This is a genomic window from Peribacillus sp. NPDC097895 (assembly GCF_050277555.1).
GTDB lineage: Bacteria > Bacillota > Bacilli > Bacillales > DSM-1321 > Peribacillus.
Genome location: NZ_JBNNSH010000001.1, coordinates 2,263,569 through 2,281,814 on the forward strand (window position 1 = coordinate 2,263,569; position 18,246 = coordinate 2,281,814).

The 18,246-nt window shown below is 40.6% G+C and carries 15 protein-coding genes; all 15 read right to left on the bottom strand.

Annotated elements, in window-relative coordinates:
- Position 1 precedes the first annotated feature (1 nt).
- The 15 genes from ACQKMH_RS10805 to ACQKMH_RS10875 all read right to left on the bottom strand — a co-directional run bounded on the left by ACQKMH_RS10805 (position 2) and on the right by ACQKMH_RS10875 (position 18,067).
- Complete coding sequence (locus tag ACQKMH_RS10805) at positions 2-997, bottom strand: branched-chain amino acid ABC transporter permease (RefSeq protein WP_427587379.1); 996 nt, start codon at positions 995-997, stop codon at positions 2-4.
- Position 998: 1 nt separating this feature from the next.
- Complete coding sequence (locus ACQKMH_RS10810) at positions 999-1,862, bottom strand: branched-chain amino acid ABC transporter permease (RefSeq protein ID WP_427587380.1); 864 nt, start codon at positions 1,860-1,862, stop codon at positions 999-1,001.
- 1,186 nt (positions 1,863-3,048) lie between these two features.
- Entirely contained in the window at positions 3,049-3,972 is a 924-nt protein-coding gene (coaA, locus tag ACQKMH_RS10815) for a type I pantothenate kinase (RefSeq protein WP_427587381.1), read from the bottom strand.
- 324 nt (positions 3,973-4,296) lie between these two features.
- Positions 4,297-4,443 carry a hypothetical protein gene (locus tag ACQKMH_RS10820; RefSeq protein WP_427587382.1) on the bottom strand — a complete coding sequence of 49 codons (147 nt, stop codon included), beginning with the start codon at positions 4,441-4,443 and terminating at the stop codon, positions 4,297-4,299.
- A 128-nt stretch (positions 4,444-4,571) separates the two neighbouring features.
- Positions 4,572-4,760: a hypothetical protein gene (locus ACQKMH_RS10825; RefSeq protein ID WP_427587383.1), complete on the bottom strand. Its 189-nt coding sequence runs from the start codon at positions 4,758-4,760 to the stop codon at positions 4,572-4,574.
- Positions 4,761-5,054: 294 nt separating this feature from the next.
- Positions 5,055-6,755 carry a sigma-54 interaction domain-containing protein gene (locus ACQKMH_RS10830; protein WP_427587385.1) on the bottom strand — a complete coding sequence of 567 codons (1,701 nt, stop codon included), beginning with the start codon at positions 6,753-6,755 and terminating at the stop codon, positions 5,055-5,057.
- A 130-nt stretch (positions 6,756-6,885) separates the two neighbouring features.
- Positions 6,886-7,287 (bottom strand): MaoC/PaaZ C-terminal domain-containing protein, encoded by a 402-nt coding sequence (locus ACQKMH_RS10835; protein ID WP_427587386.1) that lies wholly within the window; start codon positions 7,285-7,287, stop codon positions 6,886-6,888.
- Positions 7,284-7,736: a MaoC family dehydratase N-terminal domain-containing protein gene (locus tag ACQKMH_RS10840; RefSeq protein ID WP_427587387.1), complete on the bottom strand. Its 453-nt coding sequence runs from the start codon at positions 7,734-7,736 to the stop codon at positions 7,284-7,286. Before ACQKMH_RS10840 ends, ACQKMH_RS10835 begins: the two co-directional genes overlap by 4 nt.
- Before the next feature lie 17 nt (positions 7,737-7,753).
- On the bottom strand, positions 7,754-8,518 hold the full coding sequence (locus tag ACQKMH_RS10845; protein WP_427587388.1) for an SDR family oxidoreductase: 765 nt from the start codon (positions 8,516-8,518) through the stop codon (positions 7,754-7,756).
- Positions 8,519-8,538: 20 nt separating this feature from the next.
- Positions 8,539-9,714: an acyl-CoA dehydrogenase family protein gene (locus tag ACQKMH_RS10850; RefSeq protein WP_230156341.1), complete on the bottom strand. Its 1,176-nt coding sequence runs from the start codon at positions 9,712-9,714 to the stop codon at positions 8,539-8,541.
- A gap of 26 nt (positions 9,715-9,740) precedes the next feature.
- Positions 9,741-10,892: an acyl-CoA dehydrogenase family protein gene (locus ACQKMH_RS10855; protein ID WP_427587389.1), complete on the bottom strand. Its 1,152-nt coding sequence runs from the start codon at positions 10,890-10,892 to the stop codon at positions 9,741-9,743.
- A 36-nt stretch (positions 10,893-10,928) separates the two neighbouring features.
- Positions 10,929-12,530 carry a long-chain-fatty-acid--CoA ligase gene (locus tag ACQKMH_RS10860; RefSeq protein WP_427587390.1) on the bottom strand — a complete coding sequence of 534 codons (1,602 nt, stop codon included), beginning with the start codon at positions 12,528-12,530 and terminating at the stop codon, positions 10,929-10,931.
- A gap of 302 nt (positions 12,531-12,832) precedes the next feature.
- Positions 12,833-15,277, bottom strand: coding sequence for a DNA topoisomerase IV subunit A (gene parC, locus ACQKMH_RS10865; RefSeq protein WP_427587391.1), 2,445 nt, complete (start codon positions 15,275-15,277; stop codon positions 12,833-12,835).
- A complete protein-coding gene (gene parE / locus ACQKMH_RS10870) occupies positions 15,267-17,252 on the bottom strand; it encodes a DNA topoisomerase IV subunit B (protein WP_427587392.1) in 1,986 nt (661 codons plus the stop codon). Before parE ends, parC begins: the two co-directional genes overlap by 11 nt.
- A gap of 404 nt (positions 17,253-17,656) precedes the next feature.
- Positions 17,657-18,067: a CoA-binding protein gene (locus ACQKMH_RS10875; protein ID WP_427587393.1), complete on the bottom strand. Its 411-nt coding sequence runs from the start codon at positions 18,065-18,067 to the stop codon at positions 17,657-17,659.
- Between the last annotated feature and the right edge of the window lie 179 nt (positions 18,068-18,246).

Consider the following 18,246-nt stretch of genomic DNA (forward strand, 5'->3'; position numbering starts at 1 on the left):
TTCATCCCTCCTCCGCTTTAATGGGAAATTCATTTCTCACCCCTGATATTTTCTTACCTTTTCGCTTGCTCTGCCAATCAAAGACGGCTCCTGTGATTCCGCGTGGATAAAAGATGATGATCAATGTAAGCAATGGACCGAATATCAACATTCGATATTCTTGAAGGAATTGAAGGTTCTGTGAAAGGATCACAAGCAGTAATGTACCAACCAACGGACCTGAAAGTGTTCCGATTCCACCAACCAATAAATACATCAAAAGATCGAACATGATGGATGTGGAACCAATATCAGGCCCAATGAAACGAATGAATGAAGCATACAAGGCTCCTGCCAACCCAGCGAAAAATGTGGATAGGACAAATGCGGTCAACTTATTCTTCATGGTCGATATGCCAATCGTTTGAGCGAGGTCCTCGCTGTTCCTGATGGCCAAGTATGTCCTGCCTGTCAACGAGCGGATAATTCGATAGACGATTAAAATGACGGCAAGCAAGAAAATGAGGACTAGGTAATATTGTGAAGCAGCAGTTTCGAATGTGATGGGACCGATATTCCCAGGAGCAGGGATGCCGATCAATCCTCTGACACCCTCTGTAAGCCCCTCCCATTTATCGATGACCAGATAGATGATGTAACCCACACAAAGGGTATATATCGCGAAAAAGTGTTCCTTTGTCCTTAATGCGATCAAACCGATTAAAAAACCAATGGCACAGGTGATTAAACAGGCTCCAACAAGTGCCAGCCAAAAGTTCATTCCCGTTTTAACCGTCAGCAGGCCGAGCGAATATGCCCCAATTGCAAAAAATCCAGCATGTGCAAGTGAGAGATAACCTGTATAGCCTGATAATAAATTGATTCCATAAACAGCTATCGCCCAAATGAATGAAAGTGTCAGCATGTGAAGATAATAGTCGTTTTGTGCGATAAAAGGGAATGAAAAAGCAAGGATGATAAGAGCAATAAGTCCATTACGTTTCGTTAAAATCTTCAAGCTACCTCTCCCCCTTGGCAAAAAGACCTGTTGGCTTCACGGTTAATATTACGACTAAAAGAACGAAAGCAATGATGTCCTTATAGTCATTAGAAATATATGTTGCGCCAAGGCTTTCGCTGAAACCTAGAATATATCCGCCAACGATCGCACCCGGAATGCTTCCCATCCCACCCAGTATGATAATGACGAATGCTTTTAAGATGACTAAATGCCCCATTCCTGGAAAGACAAGGTTAATCGGTGAAGCCAGGGATGAAGCGATGGCGGCTAATCCCCCAGAAATCATGAAGGTCAGCATCGCAACTTTATTAATGTTGATCCCCACCAATGACGCACCTTCACGGCTTTGGGACATCGCTATTATCGTTGAACCGGTATACGTTTTCTTAAGGAAGAGATAAAGTAAAACCATCACCGCAATGGCTGATACAATGATCAATAAACGCTGAAGGGTGAATGTCAAGCCCATGAAATTGACGACTTGTCCGTATGGAGATGTCATTGTATGGAAGTCGGCACCCCAGACAAATTGGGCGAAAGCTTCAAGAAAAAGAAGAATGCCGATTGCTGCAATTTTATCGTGCAATGGAGGTGCCTCCCTTAACAAACGGAACACGAAACGCTCCAAAAGGACACCCAACAAGCCAACAACGATAACGGATACAAACATGGCAATCCAGTAATTGACCCCATATAATGTCATCATCGACAATGTGATATACCCACCTAACATATATAGGGCACCATGCGCAAAGTTCGGGATATGCAAAATTCCATATACTAGCGTCAGTCCGAGGGCAACTAGACTATATACGCTGCCAATCGTCAATCCATTAAAAAGCTGCTGGATCAAAATATCCATTTACTTCCTCCCTGAATAATTATTTAATTTTACTTGGCCGCTCATTCACTGCTTGCACACGATCCTGTCCATATTCGGAAAGCACTCACCTTTAAGGAAACCAATTATTATTCGCTAAAACAAAGGATCTCTTTCATACCATTTCTTCCTTGACCAGCTGGCGCTTTTAGTTTTACCATCAGCATTACGCGGCAATGGTTGTTTGTTTTTACATGAAATTCCTAAGACACTTTATCATGGTTCAACAAATGATAACAATGACCATTTAATGCTTCTTGATCGATAACGATTCCAGCGACGACAAACGCTATAAATATACCACTTGTCCAAAGGGACTGAAGCTCACCACCTACTTATATTCATTTAAGAAGTAACTGATAAAGCCCTTGTCTTGATAGCGCTTTCATTTTTGATCAAGTATCCATTGCGCATCTTCTGGAATCCACCGATTTTCCCTTACAGTACTTAAGGGATTGAATGGTATGAAGATCATTCCCAGTTTGATCGCCGGATAATGGGCTTTTATACATCATGATGATGACCAAGCTGGAAGCCAATTTTATTTCCCAGCCTTATACCATGCTGCTGCAGTCCATACACATTTCATTTAAGTAATTATTCGTTCTAAAATGAATGCTGGCAAATCCCAAAATATCACGTCCGTGTTGTAAAGTTTTCTTTACTCTTCTCTGAATGACGGCTTAACCATGGGTATACGTCTGGATCGTTCAACCCTCTCACCTCGCCCTTTCTACAGAATCATTCCGTAGAATAATTTTCCTATTATGAATGCAAGTACCGTGCCATAGTTAAAACACAATCAAAACAGCAAATTTACCAGGAGTGGAATTCATTATTGAATTGTAAAAATGAAATGAAAGGGTGCCATATGAGTTATCCGTCATTCAATTTTGACTGAATAAAACCATTTCTGAATTAATTAGAGCATTTGACTGAAAACGGTAAATTACGGGACACTTAAGAAGGTCATTAAGCGCAAATCGACAAAAATAAGGGGTTACCGATAAAGTAACCCCCATACTCACCTATTCTTTTCACTGACCTTCAATCGATATTTTTTAAATTTCCTTATTGCCTGGAAACTGCATGTTCAAGCGGCGCTGAATTAAGTTTTTCATAAAAATTCGTTAACATAGAGTAATGGACCTCGACGAACAAATATGCTTTATAACTTTCGTAAAAAGATATTTTCAACGTTATGATTTGATCCTTTCTTTAAAACTATATTGGCTCGTCCTTTTGTCGGCAATATATTTTCAAGTAAATTCATTAAATTAATTTCTTCCCAAATTTGAGCCGCTTGCTTAATAGCATCTTCTTTAGACAAGTTTGCGAAACGACCAAAATAGGATTTGGTATCTTGAAAAGCTGTTTCTTGAAGCAAGAGAAACCTCTCTATATACCATCTTTCTATGTCCCGTACCTCAGCATCAACATAGAGTGAAAAATCAAAAAAGTCACTGACAAATATTTGACTTTCTTTGTCAACTTGTAGAACATTAACACCTTCCACTATTAAAATATCTGGATTACAGATGGTTTGCACTTCATTTGGCAGAATATCATACGTCAAATGTGAATAGACCGGTGCTTCTACTTTATCTTTCCCTGCTTTTACATCTCCGATAAAATTAATTAATTTTTGAGTATCATAACTTTCAGGAAACCCTTTTCTTTTCATCAGTCCGTTTTTTTCTAAAATAGCATTTGGGTACAAAAAACCATCTGTTGTAACTAAGCCTACGTTTCTATGATTGTCCCATCTAGATAATAATATCTGAAGTATCCTTGCTGTAGTACTTTTCCCTACAGCAACACTCCCTGCAATTCCAATAATATAAGGTACTTTTTTAGCGTTATTTTTTAGAAAGGAAGTAGTAGCGGTATGAAGTTGCTGAGACGCTTTGACATATAAATTAATTAAACGAGTCAAGGGCAAATAAATCTCTTCTACTTCATCAATGGATATTTCTACATTTATGCCCTTTACATTTTCTAATTCTTCTTCAGTTAAAGGAAGAGGAGCATGATTTCGTAAAGATGCCCACTCTTTTCGATCGAATTCAAAATAGGGAGTATAGGAACTCATGATTTATGTTACCTCACTTTTTAGAGTTACGTTCATCCTTAGGAATATTTCTACACTTATCTGTTTTTTTCCATTCTCACGCATACGATTCATGGTTATTAACGCATTTCTATATCTTCATCCTTCATAGCCCAATCGCCTGATGTTCAAATCTTCCTGCGTCGTGTCCTGGAAACCTTGAAGGGCTTGGCGGCGGTAGGTCTGATCGTTCATGAGCTGAACCTGCCCTTTTGAAACGGCGGTACCAGTTAGAGTCTCCTCTAGAACCAATTCAGATTTGTCAGGTGAATGGATAGCTTCTTACCCATTTCATTTATAGCCGTTTTATGTGCCTCTGCTTTTTTTTTGACCAAAATTAATCTTGAACAATCCTGCAATAACAGCATACACTTCTTGAGCACCGTCTGCTATAGAATCTGCCAATGCCTTTGTATGTTCACCTTCGCAATTATAGACAATATAGATTTTCATAAAAGTTTCCACTACGCTTGGATGCAGTCATTTCAATTTTCGTCTACAACGAGATTTTGATTTTAGCATTCATACCAGGAAGTACTTTGGCAGATATTGCATTTCCTTTTGTAACAGATTTACCTTCCTTAATATCCTATTCTTTGAGTATACCAGAAGCTGGTGCTACCCATTTGATCCATGTCTGCAGATACCTTCGCATCATCGGTTTTAACAAAGTTCTCATTTTGAAAATAAAAGTAAGCACCGCCCACCAGCAAAGCAATTATAACAAGAATAACCAAAATATTCGTAATTATCAAACGATCTTTTCTCATACGAATTTCCCCTTTTTATTTTCCGATGGAAGACAACAACATGATAATGCCAACTATCAAAAGAATGGTGAATAAATCGTGGTAAGCTCCTAGATGCACACCTTTTTGGCTATTCACACCCCTCGAAGGAAAGACTTGTAAAGTATTGAGGCCCAAAAGAAAATAACGTTAATATAGACTTGAGCACATATTCCGTAAAAAGGGGTTTCTTTATTTCGCCATTCATATTTAGGCAAAAAAAACTGCACCTTCCTTTGTTAGATGTTGTCCAACAAGGGGAGGTGCAGTTTTTACTCACCTATTCTTTTCACTGACCTTTAAGCGATATTTTTTAAGTTTCCTTACAATTGTTGCCTGGCTCGAATCAAGGGCTTCTGCGATTTCGTATGTAGTTTGGTAGGTTTCCGCCGCTTTCGTCAAGATTTCCTTTTCAGCTTTTTCCACCGCTTCTTTTAGAGTTAGGGGTGAATGATAGTTCGACTGATCCAGCTTATCCGGTCGATATTCTTCCGGCAGATCGTTGATCGATAATAATTGATTATCCGTTAGCACGACGAGCCTTTCCACAATATTAATCAATTCACGGACATTTCCTGGCCAATCATGTTGAAAAAAGTATTCTTTCAGTCTCGAATCAATTTCTTTTGAAAATTTATATTGTTCGTTTGCTTTCGTTAAAAATAAGTCAGTCAATGCTAAGATATCTTCTCTTCTTTCCCTTAGTGGAGGAATTGTAATCGGAATGACATTCAGCCTATAAAAGAGGTCTTCACGAAAATCACCGGATTTGACCATTTCCGATAAATTGCGGTTCGTGGCTGCTATTATGCGAACATCGATTTTCTTTGGTTTCGTTCCTCCGATTCTTTGAATCTCCCTTTCCTGAAGGGCCCGAAGTAGCTTTACTTGCAGTTGCAGGGGAAGCTCCCCAACTTCATCCAAGAATAAGATTCCACTCTCTGCCAGCTCAAACATCCCTGGTTTACCTTTTTGATTGGCGCCGGTAAATGCTCCTCCTTCGTATCCAAAAAGCTCCGATTCCAATAAATCCGCCGGAATGGCCCCACAATTTATTTTAATGAAATCTCCTTTTTTAGATCGGATGCTCCGATTATAAATATTTCGTGCAAGCACATCTTTTCCAACGCCCGTTTCTCCTAGAATGAGTACGGTCGCATCAATATCCGAAATTCTTTCAGCAATCTCATAAATCGATTTCATTTTATCACTGACAAAGACGACTCCATCCTTACTTGTTATCTTCCGCAGTTTTTCAATTTCTTGCTTGTATTGATTATTCAATTCATTCACTTTCGTCAACTCATGCATCAGTTCATTTAAATCAGATAAATCCCTTATATTCGTAACGACTTGCTCTATTTCCCCATTTTCATTAAAAACGGGACTTCCTGTTATCAATGTTTCTTTTCCAGCATAATTATCCTGTACGACAGATACCGTTCGTCTCAGCTTTACTACCTTATGCGTCACCGAGGCATTCAAAATGCCACGTTTAATTAGTTGGTCCACCGACTTACCTATATAATACTCTTTTGGAATGCCAGTGATCCGTTCAATTGCTGAATTCGTATACAGAGTGATCCCTTGTTGATCGGTGATATATATTCCATCATAGGAATTTTCGATAATGGCATCGAGAGCGCGATTCAGTTTTTCCGATTTATGAGCATCACTCAATAAATCATCCAAAAATTGTGTTTCACTGCCTATATAAAGAATATTGTCATTATCGATTTGTTTCATTAATAAAAATAAATACCGTTTGTCACGCATTCTTGCAGCTGCAAGTCTTTTATTATCGAGAAATTGCCACTCATCAAATAGTTCGGTTAATGTTGTATTTCCATTGTGATTCACCAATGGATGGAAGTACCTGCCCCAATCCTTGATCCGGTCTTGAGAATCCAGGACTAGTGCAGGAAAGGTCATTCCTTTGAGCAAATTAATCTGAGAATCCTGTTTTACTTGATTCATTACTATTTCACCGCCGCAAAAAGAATTCTTTTTAAGTACAATTCTGGAAAAATTTCGAATCTCCTTTAAAATTGTCGAATTTTACTCCTAAAAAAAGTAGTGATGAAATAAATTTCATCACTACTTTCCGTCAGAAGACCTTAAAAATAACCTCTCCACTGATTGCTTCCTTACCCGATTGATTAGTGGCTGCAACTTTGAAAAAATACCTATCTTCTTTTTTTTCTATTAAATCCGCTTGAAGGGTTATCACATCATTCAAGAAAACCATACCTTTGAAACGAATCTTGTATTCTTCGATAAATCCGATTTCATAAAGATTACTGAAAAGCTTTGCAAGGTTCCCCATCGTCCACATACCATGTGCGATGATTCCGGGAAGACCTGCATTTTTTGCTTCCTCATCAATCGTATGAATCGGATTGAAATCGCCAGATGCACCAGCATACTTAATGAGATCCAACCGAGATACAGGTTCCAGCACAATAGGGTGTAACGAGTCACCAATATGGAGTTCGGTTATTGTCGTCACTTACTCATCACCGTCCTTCTGATCGTTTCATTAATAATGACAAGCTGTTCAGCTGTAAAAACAATTTCCCCTTTTGCATCGGTCCCATAATTTTTAAAGGCCAGAAATCCCATTTCCCCTTGTTTTCCTTTTTTCTCATAGTAATCCTTCACTTCCGTGTAACAGGTGATTTCTTCCCCAACCTTAAGCGGCCTGTTGTAGCGGTAAATCTGCTCGCCATGTATCAACCCCTTGCCCGGAAGGTTCAAGCTTTCAATTGTTCCAAAATCAAAGACCCTGGGGAAAGTAGGTGGTGCAATATTCGCTCCATATCTTGATTGTCTTCCTATTTCTTCATCGATGAAAATCGGGTGGGGATCACCAATTGAAAATGCAAATTTTTTAACGGCTCCCCGTTCAACTATATTTTTAACAGGTTTGGATCGTTTTCCAATACTTTCGTTGAACATAATCTCCCGCCTTTCCCTTAATTTTTTGGACCGCCCGCAACATATAAAACCTGCCCACTAATGAATGAGGATGCTTCATCGGCAAAGAATGCAACAGCATGAGCAATATCACTTGGCAAACCGCTTCTAGCAACAGGAATACTGTTCGCCCTATCCTGGATGAATTGCTCAAAACTCACTCCCACCCGTCTGGCTGTTTCTTTCGTCATTTCGGTTTCGATAAAGCCAGGTGCAACCGAATTCGCTGTTATCCCAAATTTACCGAGTTCGATCGCAAGGGTTTTTGTTAACCCCTGAAGTCCAGCTTTTGCGGCTGAATAATTAGCCTGTCCGCGGTTCCCGAGGGCTGAGGTGGAAGATATATTGATGATCCTTCCATATTTATTTGCAACCATATGCTTCTGAGCGGCACGTACTGCATTGAAGGTACCTTTTAAATGTACATCCATTACCGTTTGCCAATCTGAATCGGTCATTTTAAAAAGCAGATTATCTCTGATGACCCCTGCATTATTCACCAGAATATCAAGAGAACCGAATGTGTCAGCTATTTCCTTTATGGACGCTTCGACTTCTTCGGATTCCACCACATTGGCCACCCTTGTGAAAATGGTATACCCCTTATCCCTTAATTCATTTCCTGTTGATGTCAAGACCTCTTCATTGATATCGATAATGGCCACATTTGCGCCTTCACTTGCAAATAACTCGACAATCGCCCTGCCAATTCCTCTGCTTCCACCTGTAACTAATGCGGTTTTACCTGAAAATCTCCCTGTCATACTCATTTCCTCCTAATCTATTATAAGAATTGTCCTAATTTAACATGTCCCTTAATTAAATTTCTGGAAATGATCATCCGCTGTATTTCATCTGTTCCATCATAGATCCTCCAAAGCCTAGCCTCACGGTACCAACGCTCGATAGGAAGTTCTTTCGTATAACCCATGCCACCGTGTATCTGCAATACGCGATCAACGACACGATTCCCCATATTCGCTCCATACAGTTTGGCCATCGAAGCTAAATGGCGATTATCTTCTCCATTATCCAGGGTGTATGCCGCATTCAGCACAAGCCACCTTGCCGCTTCGATTTCTACAGCCGAATCAGCAATTTGCCATTGAATAGCCTGACGCTCAGCAATCGGCTTACCGAATGTAACTCGTTCTTTCGCATAGTCTATAGCCATTTGAAGCAATCGTTCTGCAGAACCGACTGCGCGTGCGCCCACGATCCATCTTGCAAACCCAATCCATTCCAAACCTAGTTTATAACCACCATCTATCTCTCCTAATATGTTTTCTTCAGGTACCCTTACATTATCGAAAACTAAACCGGCAGGTCCCCATTCTCCCATTGTATTGATATACTCGGATCTCCAACCCATGTCACGGTCTACAATGAAACAGGTTACCCCTTCTGTGCCTGTTGCTTGATGACGTTCCTTGTCGGTAACGGCGATGACCATGACGAAATCGGCATCATTTCCACCCGTTATGAACGTTTTTTCTCCGTTAAGCACCCATTCGTTACCTTCTTTTACGGCTGTCATTTTAATATTTCGTGTATCGGAACCTGCCCCCGGCTCCGTCATCGCAAAACATGACTTTTTCTCCCCGTTAATGGTAGGAATCAGATACTTCTTTTTCTGTTCTTCATTTCCATAATATAGAATATTGTCCGCTGAGCCGCCAAAACTGAAAGGTACAAACGTTTTTGATACTTCCATCAAGACAATGGCCATCATAAGCTGGCCTAAGTCTGCCCCGCCAAATTCTTCCGGCGTATTGATGCCCCAAAAACCCGCTTTTTTTGCTTTTTCCTGTAATTCTTTTAATGTCCCCTCTGGTAAACTAGGTTTCCCTGCCATTTCATTTCGAAGTACTTCATTTTCCAAGGGTATCAATTCGTTTTCCACGAACTTGCGTATTGTTTTTTGTACCATTTTTTGTTCATCCGATAGCCTTAAATCCATTATAACCCCTCCACTTTCCAATTAGACTAGTTTTGATATTTTCTCTTCAATTGTCCAGTAATGATATTTTTCTGGATTTCGGATGTACCTTCATATATTCTAGTGATTCGGGCATCCCGGTAGAAACGTTCAACTGGATAATCCTTCATGTATCCCAGCCCGCCATGAATTTGAACGGCCTTATCAGCGACACGATTATAAACTTCTGAACCATACAACTTCAGCATTGCCGCTTCTTTAATGATTTTTTCTTTTTGATCGACCATCCAAGCGACTCGGTATGTGAATGAGCGGAGTGCTTCTATCTCCATGGCCATTTCTGCAATCATATGTGATACAGCTTGATGATCAATGATCGGAACATCAAACTGCTCACGCTCAGTAGCATATTTAGTCGATAGATCTAGCAGGTATTGACAGGACCCCAAATTTCTTGCAGCAAGACCTGCTCGGCCATTTGCAAGGATTTTCAAGGCATTTACATACCCTTGTCCAACGTCCCCCAGTACATTTTCAGCCGGAACCTCGCAATCTTCAAAAACCAATTCGGCCGAATGTGAACCTCGAAGTCCCATCTTCCTTTCCAAGCTACCCACACTAAAACCCGGAAAACCCTTTTCTACTATGAATGAGGTGATTCCTTTTGCGCCTTTATCTTTGTCTGTTACGGCCATAACTGTAAAAATATCTGCTACATCTGCATTCGTTATATAATGCTTAGTCCCATTCAGGATATACTTATCGTCGCTTTTGACTGCCGTCATTTTGAGATTCGTCGCATGGGATCCAGCTGCTGGCTCAGTTAAAGCAAAAGCGCCAATTTTATTACCGCTTGCCATATCTGGCAAGTATTTTTCCTTTTGCATTTCATTGCCCATTTCGACGATCCCAACCGTCCCAATACCTGTATGGGCACCAATCAAAGTGGTATATCCATTATGTGTTTTGCCGATTTCCTCATACAAAGCACATTTCCCTACCATACCGATGCCGAGTCCACCATACTTTTCCGGGATACTAAGTCCGAATAACCCGATATCCTTCGATAAATTTATGATGGATTCTGGAATATGGTCTTCATCCTCTATCTGCATGGAAAACGGATCGATTTGCTCTTCGATAAACTGGCGTATATTTTCTTTTAAAAGCAGGATGTCTTCATCTAAACGAAAATCCATTTGCATTCCCCTTTATACGATTTAATGGTAGCGTTTTCATATTTTATCCGAATAAGCGATATATTTTTCTTGAAGCTTTCGTTTTAAGATTTTACCGACTGCAGTCTTGGGCAGTTCATTTTGAAATGTGATTATTTTAGGTACTTTAAAAGCAGCTAGCTGTTTTCGGCAATATTCCTTCAATTCTTTTTCAGCTATCCATTCATTTGGCTTTAGAACTACCGCTGCATGTACTGTTTCACCCCGATATTGGTCGGGTACACCAAACACGGCAGCTTCCAGTACCTTAGGATGGCTGTATAGAACATCTTCAATTTCAATTGGATATATATTAAAACCGCCTGCAATGATCATTTCTTTCTTGCGTCCCACAATGTAAAAGTAGCCATCTTCATCCATCTTGGCAATGTCACCGGTATACAGCCATCCGTTTTGAATCGTTTTCTGCGTCTCTTCGGGCATACCCCAGTAACCTTTCATCACCTGTGGACCCTTGATGACCAATTCGCCTGGAGTATTGACCAAGAGGGATGGCTCACCAGTGATGCTATCAATAATGGCGGCATCAGTATTTTGTATAGGAATCCCGATGCTTCCGGGTTTTTGCAGCCCACTAACCGGATTACGGTGTGTCACTGGTGATGCCTCGGACAGGCCATATCCCTCTGCAATCTTTGATCCACTCACTTCGTTAAACCTTGACAAGACATTCAGGGGCAATGGCGACGAACCCGAAACGCACGATTTCAATGAATCCAGTTCAAATGGATGTGACTGGTAATATTGTAATAACGCAATATACATAGTAGGTACGCCAGGAAAAATAGTCGGTTTACGCTTTTTTATAATATCGACGATCTCCGCCACCTCAAACCGAGAAACAATAATTAATTCTCCGCCATTATAAAACGTCAGGTTCATCCCTGAAGTCATGCCATAAACATGAAATAATGGAGAAACGGCAAGTACCCTTTCCCGCCCCTTTTGTGTATTGATTCTTGAAGTAGCCGCACTTTGCAGCGTATTGGCCACGATGTTTCGATGGGTTAGCATCGCTCCTTTTGAACGCCCTGTCGTTCCTCCTGTATATTGAAGGACAGCGACATCTCTAGCAGGATCAATTGGTACAGAGAAATCTGCCTCATTTACTGAAAGCAGCTTTTTTGTCATTTCACATTTACCTTTTTCCAGCGATACGCTCAACATCTTTTCAACATCCGTTTGGGCTATAATGGCTTCAACTATTGGCAATAAGTCATCTAGCACAATGATGTACCTTGCACCTGAGTCTTTCAGGACATGTATCAGTTCGTTTGCCTTGTACATAGGATTGATTTGGACAACAATTGCACCATTTAAAAGCGTTCCGAAAAAACTGATTGGATATTGCGGACAATTAGGAAGCATAAGGGCCACCCGATCTCCCTTTTCAATCCCTTCATCAGCAAGAACGCGGGCACATCTTTTCACTAACCGCCCTAACTCTGAATATGTATACCTTTGCTCCATGAACGTAACCGCTATTTTATCCGAATATTGTTCGACTGAACGGTAAAATAGGTCTGTCAAAGACATTTCAGGAATATTAATCTCCATTGGATTTCCGGACGGGATATGCTTCTTCCAAGGTCTATCCATTTGTCCTCCCCTTTCTTCATTCATAAAAATAAAGAAGTCATACTATCAATATGCAAGGACTGTGCCAAAAATAAAGCGTTAAGTTAAGTAGATTCTATTAATATGAAAATTCAAAATTGAATTATTTGTTGTCACATTACGATTATTAGGTTTGTATTATTAAGATTTAAAAATGACTCAATAAGTCATTTTTGACTTAAGAGGGGCATGTTTGGGGATTGGTTTCTTAAACGAAATAACATTTCATTTGGAAAAATGAAACGGGATGCTGATCATGATCAGCATCCCGTTTAAAAGATGATTCACTGCTCTAAAGCAGACTCATCTTCCAATGATATTTTCCACAATTCTTTCGCTTTTCCACTAACGGTTTCATCAAAAACAAATGATCCATTCGTGTATCGATCATGGTTTTTTAATGAAGCGGCATGGATGGTTTCAATGGTTCCCTTTTCCGAAAGGATGAACAGACTGTCGGTTTTGTTAACGGTATCAAATCCAATGACCCGATGAGGATTCGATTTCAATTCCCTTAAGACCACGACACCGCGTTTTGCCCGGCTCGTTTTTTCAAACTCGGTTAATTTCATTTTCTTGATGGCACCGCGCTGTGTAACGATAAGGATAGATTCTTTACTATCTTTGGCTAAAACCTTTCCGCCAATAACATAGTCGTCTTCTTTCAAATTAATCCCCTTGACACCTGCTGCCCTTACACCGACAACACTTACCTCTTCTTCATCAAACCATAAACCATAGCCGTAATGGGTGACAAGGAATAGATCCGCCTGTCCATCTGTATGATGGACATCGACCAGTTCATCATCACCTTTCAAATTGACACCAACTAACGGTTTTGAATGTCGCTGGGCTTTATAAGAAGCTATTTCAGTCTTTTTCACCATACCGTTTTTCGTGATGAACACCAGGAATTGCGGCAGGGTGAAGTCTTTGATAGGAATCGCTTTTATGATTTGTTCTTCCCTGTCAATTGGAATGATGTTCGCGATATGCTGGCCGGTTTCCTTCCAGCGAATATCAGGAAGCTGATGAACTGGGCAATAGAGATAGTTCCCCTTTGATGTGAACAGCAATAGGACATCGGTTGTATTCATTTCCAGTCGCTGGAGCAGGCGATCGGAATCCTTCATGCCAAAATCGAGCCCGCCTGATGCTGCATATGACCGTAATGATGTCCGTTTGACATACCCTTCTTTCGTCACTGTCACCATCACGTCTTCACTCGCAACCAAAACTTCAAGATTGATTTTGATTTCTTCAATTTCTTTTTCGATTTTGGAACGCCGTCCATCATCAAAGCCCTTTTTAATGAAACGAAGTTCTTTTTTTATTACTTGAAGAAGCACCTTTTCACTGCCAAGGATCTTGGTCAATTCCTCAATTTTGTTTTTCAATTCCGCTGCCTCTGCCTCAAGTGCTGTGATATCCGTATTTGTCAGTCTATATAACTGTAAGGAAACAATGGCTTCAGCTTGCGCTTCTGTAAAAGCGAATTTAGCAATGAGGTTATCTTTGGCATTCCGTTTGTCTTTGGACGCACGGATGACGGCAATGACTTCATCCAAAATGGACAAGGCTTTCACTAAACCATCGACGATATGTGCCCTGTCATGTGCTTTTTGCAATTCATAACGGGAACGGTTCACAATTACCTCTTTGCGGTGTTCGATATACGCATCGAGCATTTTAGGCAGGCTCATCAATGTTGGCCGTTTTTTATATATCGCGACCATATTAAAATTGTAAGCTACTTGCAGATCGGAATTTTTATATAGATAATGCAGGACGCCATTGGCATCCGCTTCTTTTTTCAGTTCGATGACAATTCGCAGGCCGGTACGGTCCGTTTCATCCCTTACTTCAGCGATACCCTCGACTTTTCGGTCAAGACGGAACTCGTCCATTTTCTTAACAAGGTTCGCTTTATTGACTTCATATGGGATTTCGGTGATGACGATCTGCTGTTTGCCGCCACGAATCGTTTCCACCTCCGCCAATCCGCGAATGATTATTTTCCCTTTACCTGTTTCATAGGCTTTGCGAATGCCTTCAATCCCTTGAATGATACCGCCTGTAGGAAAATCCGGTCCCTTAATGAGCGTCATTAAATCAGCGACTGTCGCTTCAGGTTTATCGATTCGCATAATGGCAGCATCAATGACTTCACCTAGTTGATGCGGCGGGATTTCGGTTGCATAGCCGGCAGAAATCCCTGTGGAGCCGTTTACAAGCAAGTTAGGAAACATCGCTGGTAATACTATGGGTTCTTCCGAAGTATCATCAAAGTTCGGTACAAAATCAACCGTCCTTTTTTCAATATCACGTAACATCTCGGAGGCAATCGATGAAAGCCTCGCTTCTGTATACCGCATCGCAGCAGGCGGGTCACCATCAATACTACCATTGTTACCATGCATTTGAACCATGACGTTCCGCAGCTTCCAGTCTTGGCTCATTCGCACCATTGCCTCATAGACAGATGAATCTCCATGAGGGTGATAGTTACCAATTACATTACCGACCGTTTTGGCAGATTTCCTAAATCCTTTTTCCTGCGTATTTCCTTCTACATGCATCGCATACAATATCCTGCGTTGAACAGGTTTTAATCCATCCCTAGCATCTGGCAGTGCCCGATCCTGGATAATATATTTACTATAACGCCCGAAGCGATCTCCAATAACCTCTTCTAGCGGCAAATCTCTAAACGTTTCTTCAAATACCATCGTTATTGACCTCCTCTTCAATCGACATATTTTCATTATCTAAAATATTCGATTCTTCTTCGAGACCAAAAGCGACATTGGCTTCAATCCATTTACGGCGCGGTTCAACCTTGTCACCCATTAAGGTGGTCACACGTCTTTCTGCACGGGCACCATCATCGATCTTCACACGTATCAAGGTCCTGGTTTCCGGATTCATGGTGGTATCCCATAATTGATCGGCATTCATCTCACCCAGCCCTTTATAGCGCTGAATCATATAGCCTTTCCCCACCTTGTCTATCGCTCCCTGAAGTTCCTCATCACTCCAAGCATATTCAATGACTTCCTTCTTCCCTGTCCCTTTACTCACTTTATATAAAGGTGGCAAGGCGATGTAAACCTTTCCTGACTCAATCAACGGCTTCATATAGCGATAAAAGAAAGTGAGCAGAAGCACTTGGATATGGGCCCCATCTGTATCGGCATCAGTCATGATGATCACCTTATCATAGTTGGTATCCGGCGTATTGAACTCCGCCCCGACCCCTGCACCGATAGCATGAATGATCGTATTGATCTCTTCATTTTTAAAAATATCCGCTAGTTTCGCTTTTTCCGTATTGATAACTTTACCCCTTAGTGGCAGTACTGCTTGGAAACGGCGATCGCGCCCTTGCTTTGCGGATCCTCCAGCCGAGTCCCCTTCGACAAGATACAATTCATTCCGCTCAGGATTTTTCGATTGAGCCGGCGTTAATTTTCCTGAAAGGATGGCATCGGATTTTTTCCGTTTCTTCCCGCTTCTTGCATCTTCACGTGCTTTGCGCGCTGCTTCTCGGGCCTGGAACGCTTTAATCGATTTTTTAACCAAAAGGGTGCTCGTGGTTGGATCTTCTTCAAAAAAGTAGGCTAAGTGCTCTGACACAATGGAATCGACTGCAGAACGGGCTTCGCTTGTTCCAAGTTTGCTCTTGGTTTGTCCTTCGAATTGAAGAAGTTCTTCAGGGATACGTACAGAAATTATTGAAGACAAGCCTTCACGTATATCGGTACCTTCGAGGTTTTTATCTTTTTCCTTCAATAGACCCATTTTTCTTGCATAATCATTAAATGCCCGTGTCATGGCCGTCTTTAAGCCAATCTCATGGGTGCCGCCGTCTTTTGTACGAACGTTATTTACAAAGCTTAAAATATTCTCTGAATAACCATCATTGAATTGAAAGGCGAGTTCGACTTCTATCCCATTTTGTTCCCCTTCTAAGCTGACTACACTATGAAGGGTCTCTTTTTCTTCATTTAAATAATCAACAAACGCTTCAATTCCATTTTCATAGTGAAAAATTTCATTATGGTCGTTACGCTCATCCGTCAATTCTATCTTCATGCCTTTTAAAAGAAAAGCTGATTCGCGAAGACGCTCGCATAAGATATCATAATTAAAAGTCGTCACCGAAAATATTTTTGGATCGGGCTTAAAGTGGATTTTCGTACCAGCTTGATTGGTTTTACCGATTTTCTCCAGGGTAGTTTCTGGCTTTCCGCCATTGAAAAACCGTTGTTCGTATATGAACCCGTCCCTTTTGATTGTCACGACAAGCCATTCAGACAACGCGTTAACGACCGAAGCACCGACTCCATGAAGGCCTCCGCTCGTTTTATATCCACCTTGTCCAAATTTACCCCCTGCATGAAGTATCGTCAAAATGACTTCAGGCGTCGGTTTACCCAATTTATGCATGCCAATAGGCATTCCGCGCCCTTTATCTGACACACTTACACTGTTATCTTTATGTATTTTCACACTAATTTGGTCTCCATAACCAGCCAAAGCCTCATCTACGGAGTTATCGACAATCTCGTACACTAAATGATGAAGTCCGCGTGCATCAGTACTGCCGATATACATACCGGGACGTTTTCTGACCGCTTCGAGTCCTTCCAGTACCTGAATTGCATCATCATTGTACTCGATTGTTTTTACTTTCTTTGCCACAGAAATTCCCCTTTCCTAACTAAACACAATTTCCGGGCCAAATCATACTGCAATGAAATGACTCACTAGCTTTAACAAATTAATTCATACGTTAATATCATATAAAAAGTATAATACTTTCACGAACAAAGAACAAGTGTTCTATTTTTTTCGTCCCTTTTATTAGCGTTAGCACCTTTTGTGCCTGTCACCTTTGTTGAAAACGTATCATAGCTACCCTACTAATTGTAGCGGTAAATTTTCATTTGGCAAATATACTTTTACTTTTTTAATCAAATTAATCTCAAATTTGCTTGGCTATGCCCGCCTTGCTAATAGCCCGCTATAGCTGGGTCTAATTGATTTTCTCCAGTTGAGACATCGGCAAACCTTTAAAAAAGAGCGGAATTTCCGCTCTTTTTTTATTACTTAGTAAGGGCGTGTTCGACTTTTATACATCGATCCATGATGACAGTATAACCTTTTTCTTTCAAAAAATTATAGGCTTCCTCATTTTCTACACCCAGCTGCGCCCAAAAAATATCAGCATCTAGTTCTGCAAATTCTTTGGCAATCTCCGGTAGAAACTCTGAACGGCGAAAAACATTGACGATATCGATATGCCCTTCAATATCTTTCAGGGCTTTCACTGCCTTAACTCCCAATACTTCAGATACAGCTGGGTTTACCGGGATGATTTCATAGCCGCTATCCTGCATGGCCTTCGATACCATATAAGAAGTACGCTCAGGATTATTTGATAAACCGACAACAGCGATACGCTTCGATTTTTTCAACATCTGACCCATTTCTTCCCTGCTTAGATTTTCTATCATACTTATCAATCCCCTTTATAATAAAATGTAATAATTGCATAAAGAGTATACCTTAACAAAGATATTTTACAGAGAAAACCTGATTATTACCATAATAAAGAAAAACAATTATATAACAAAGAAAAAGCATTTTTAAAGGTATGTCCCTCTCAATTATCGTTATGTTCATACAGACTACC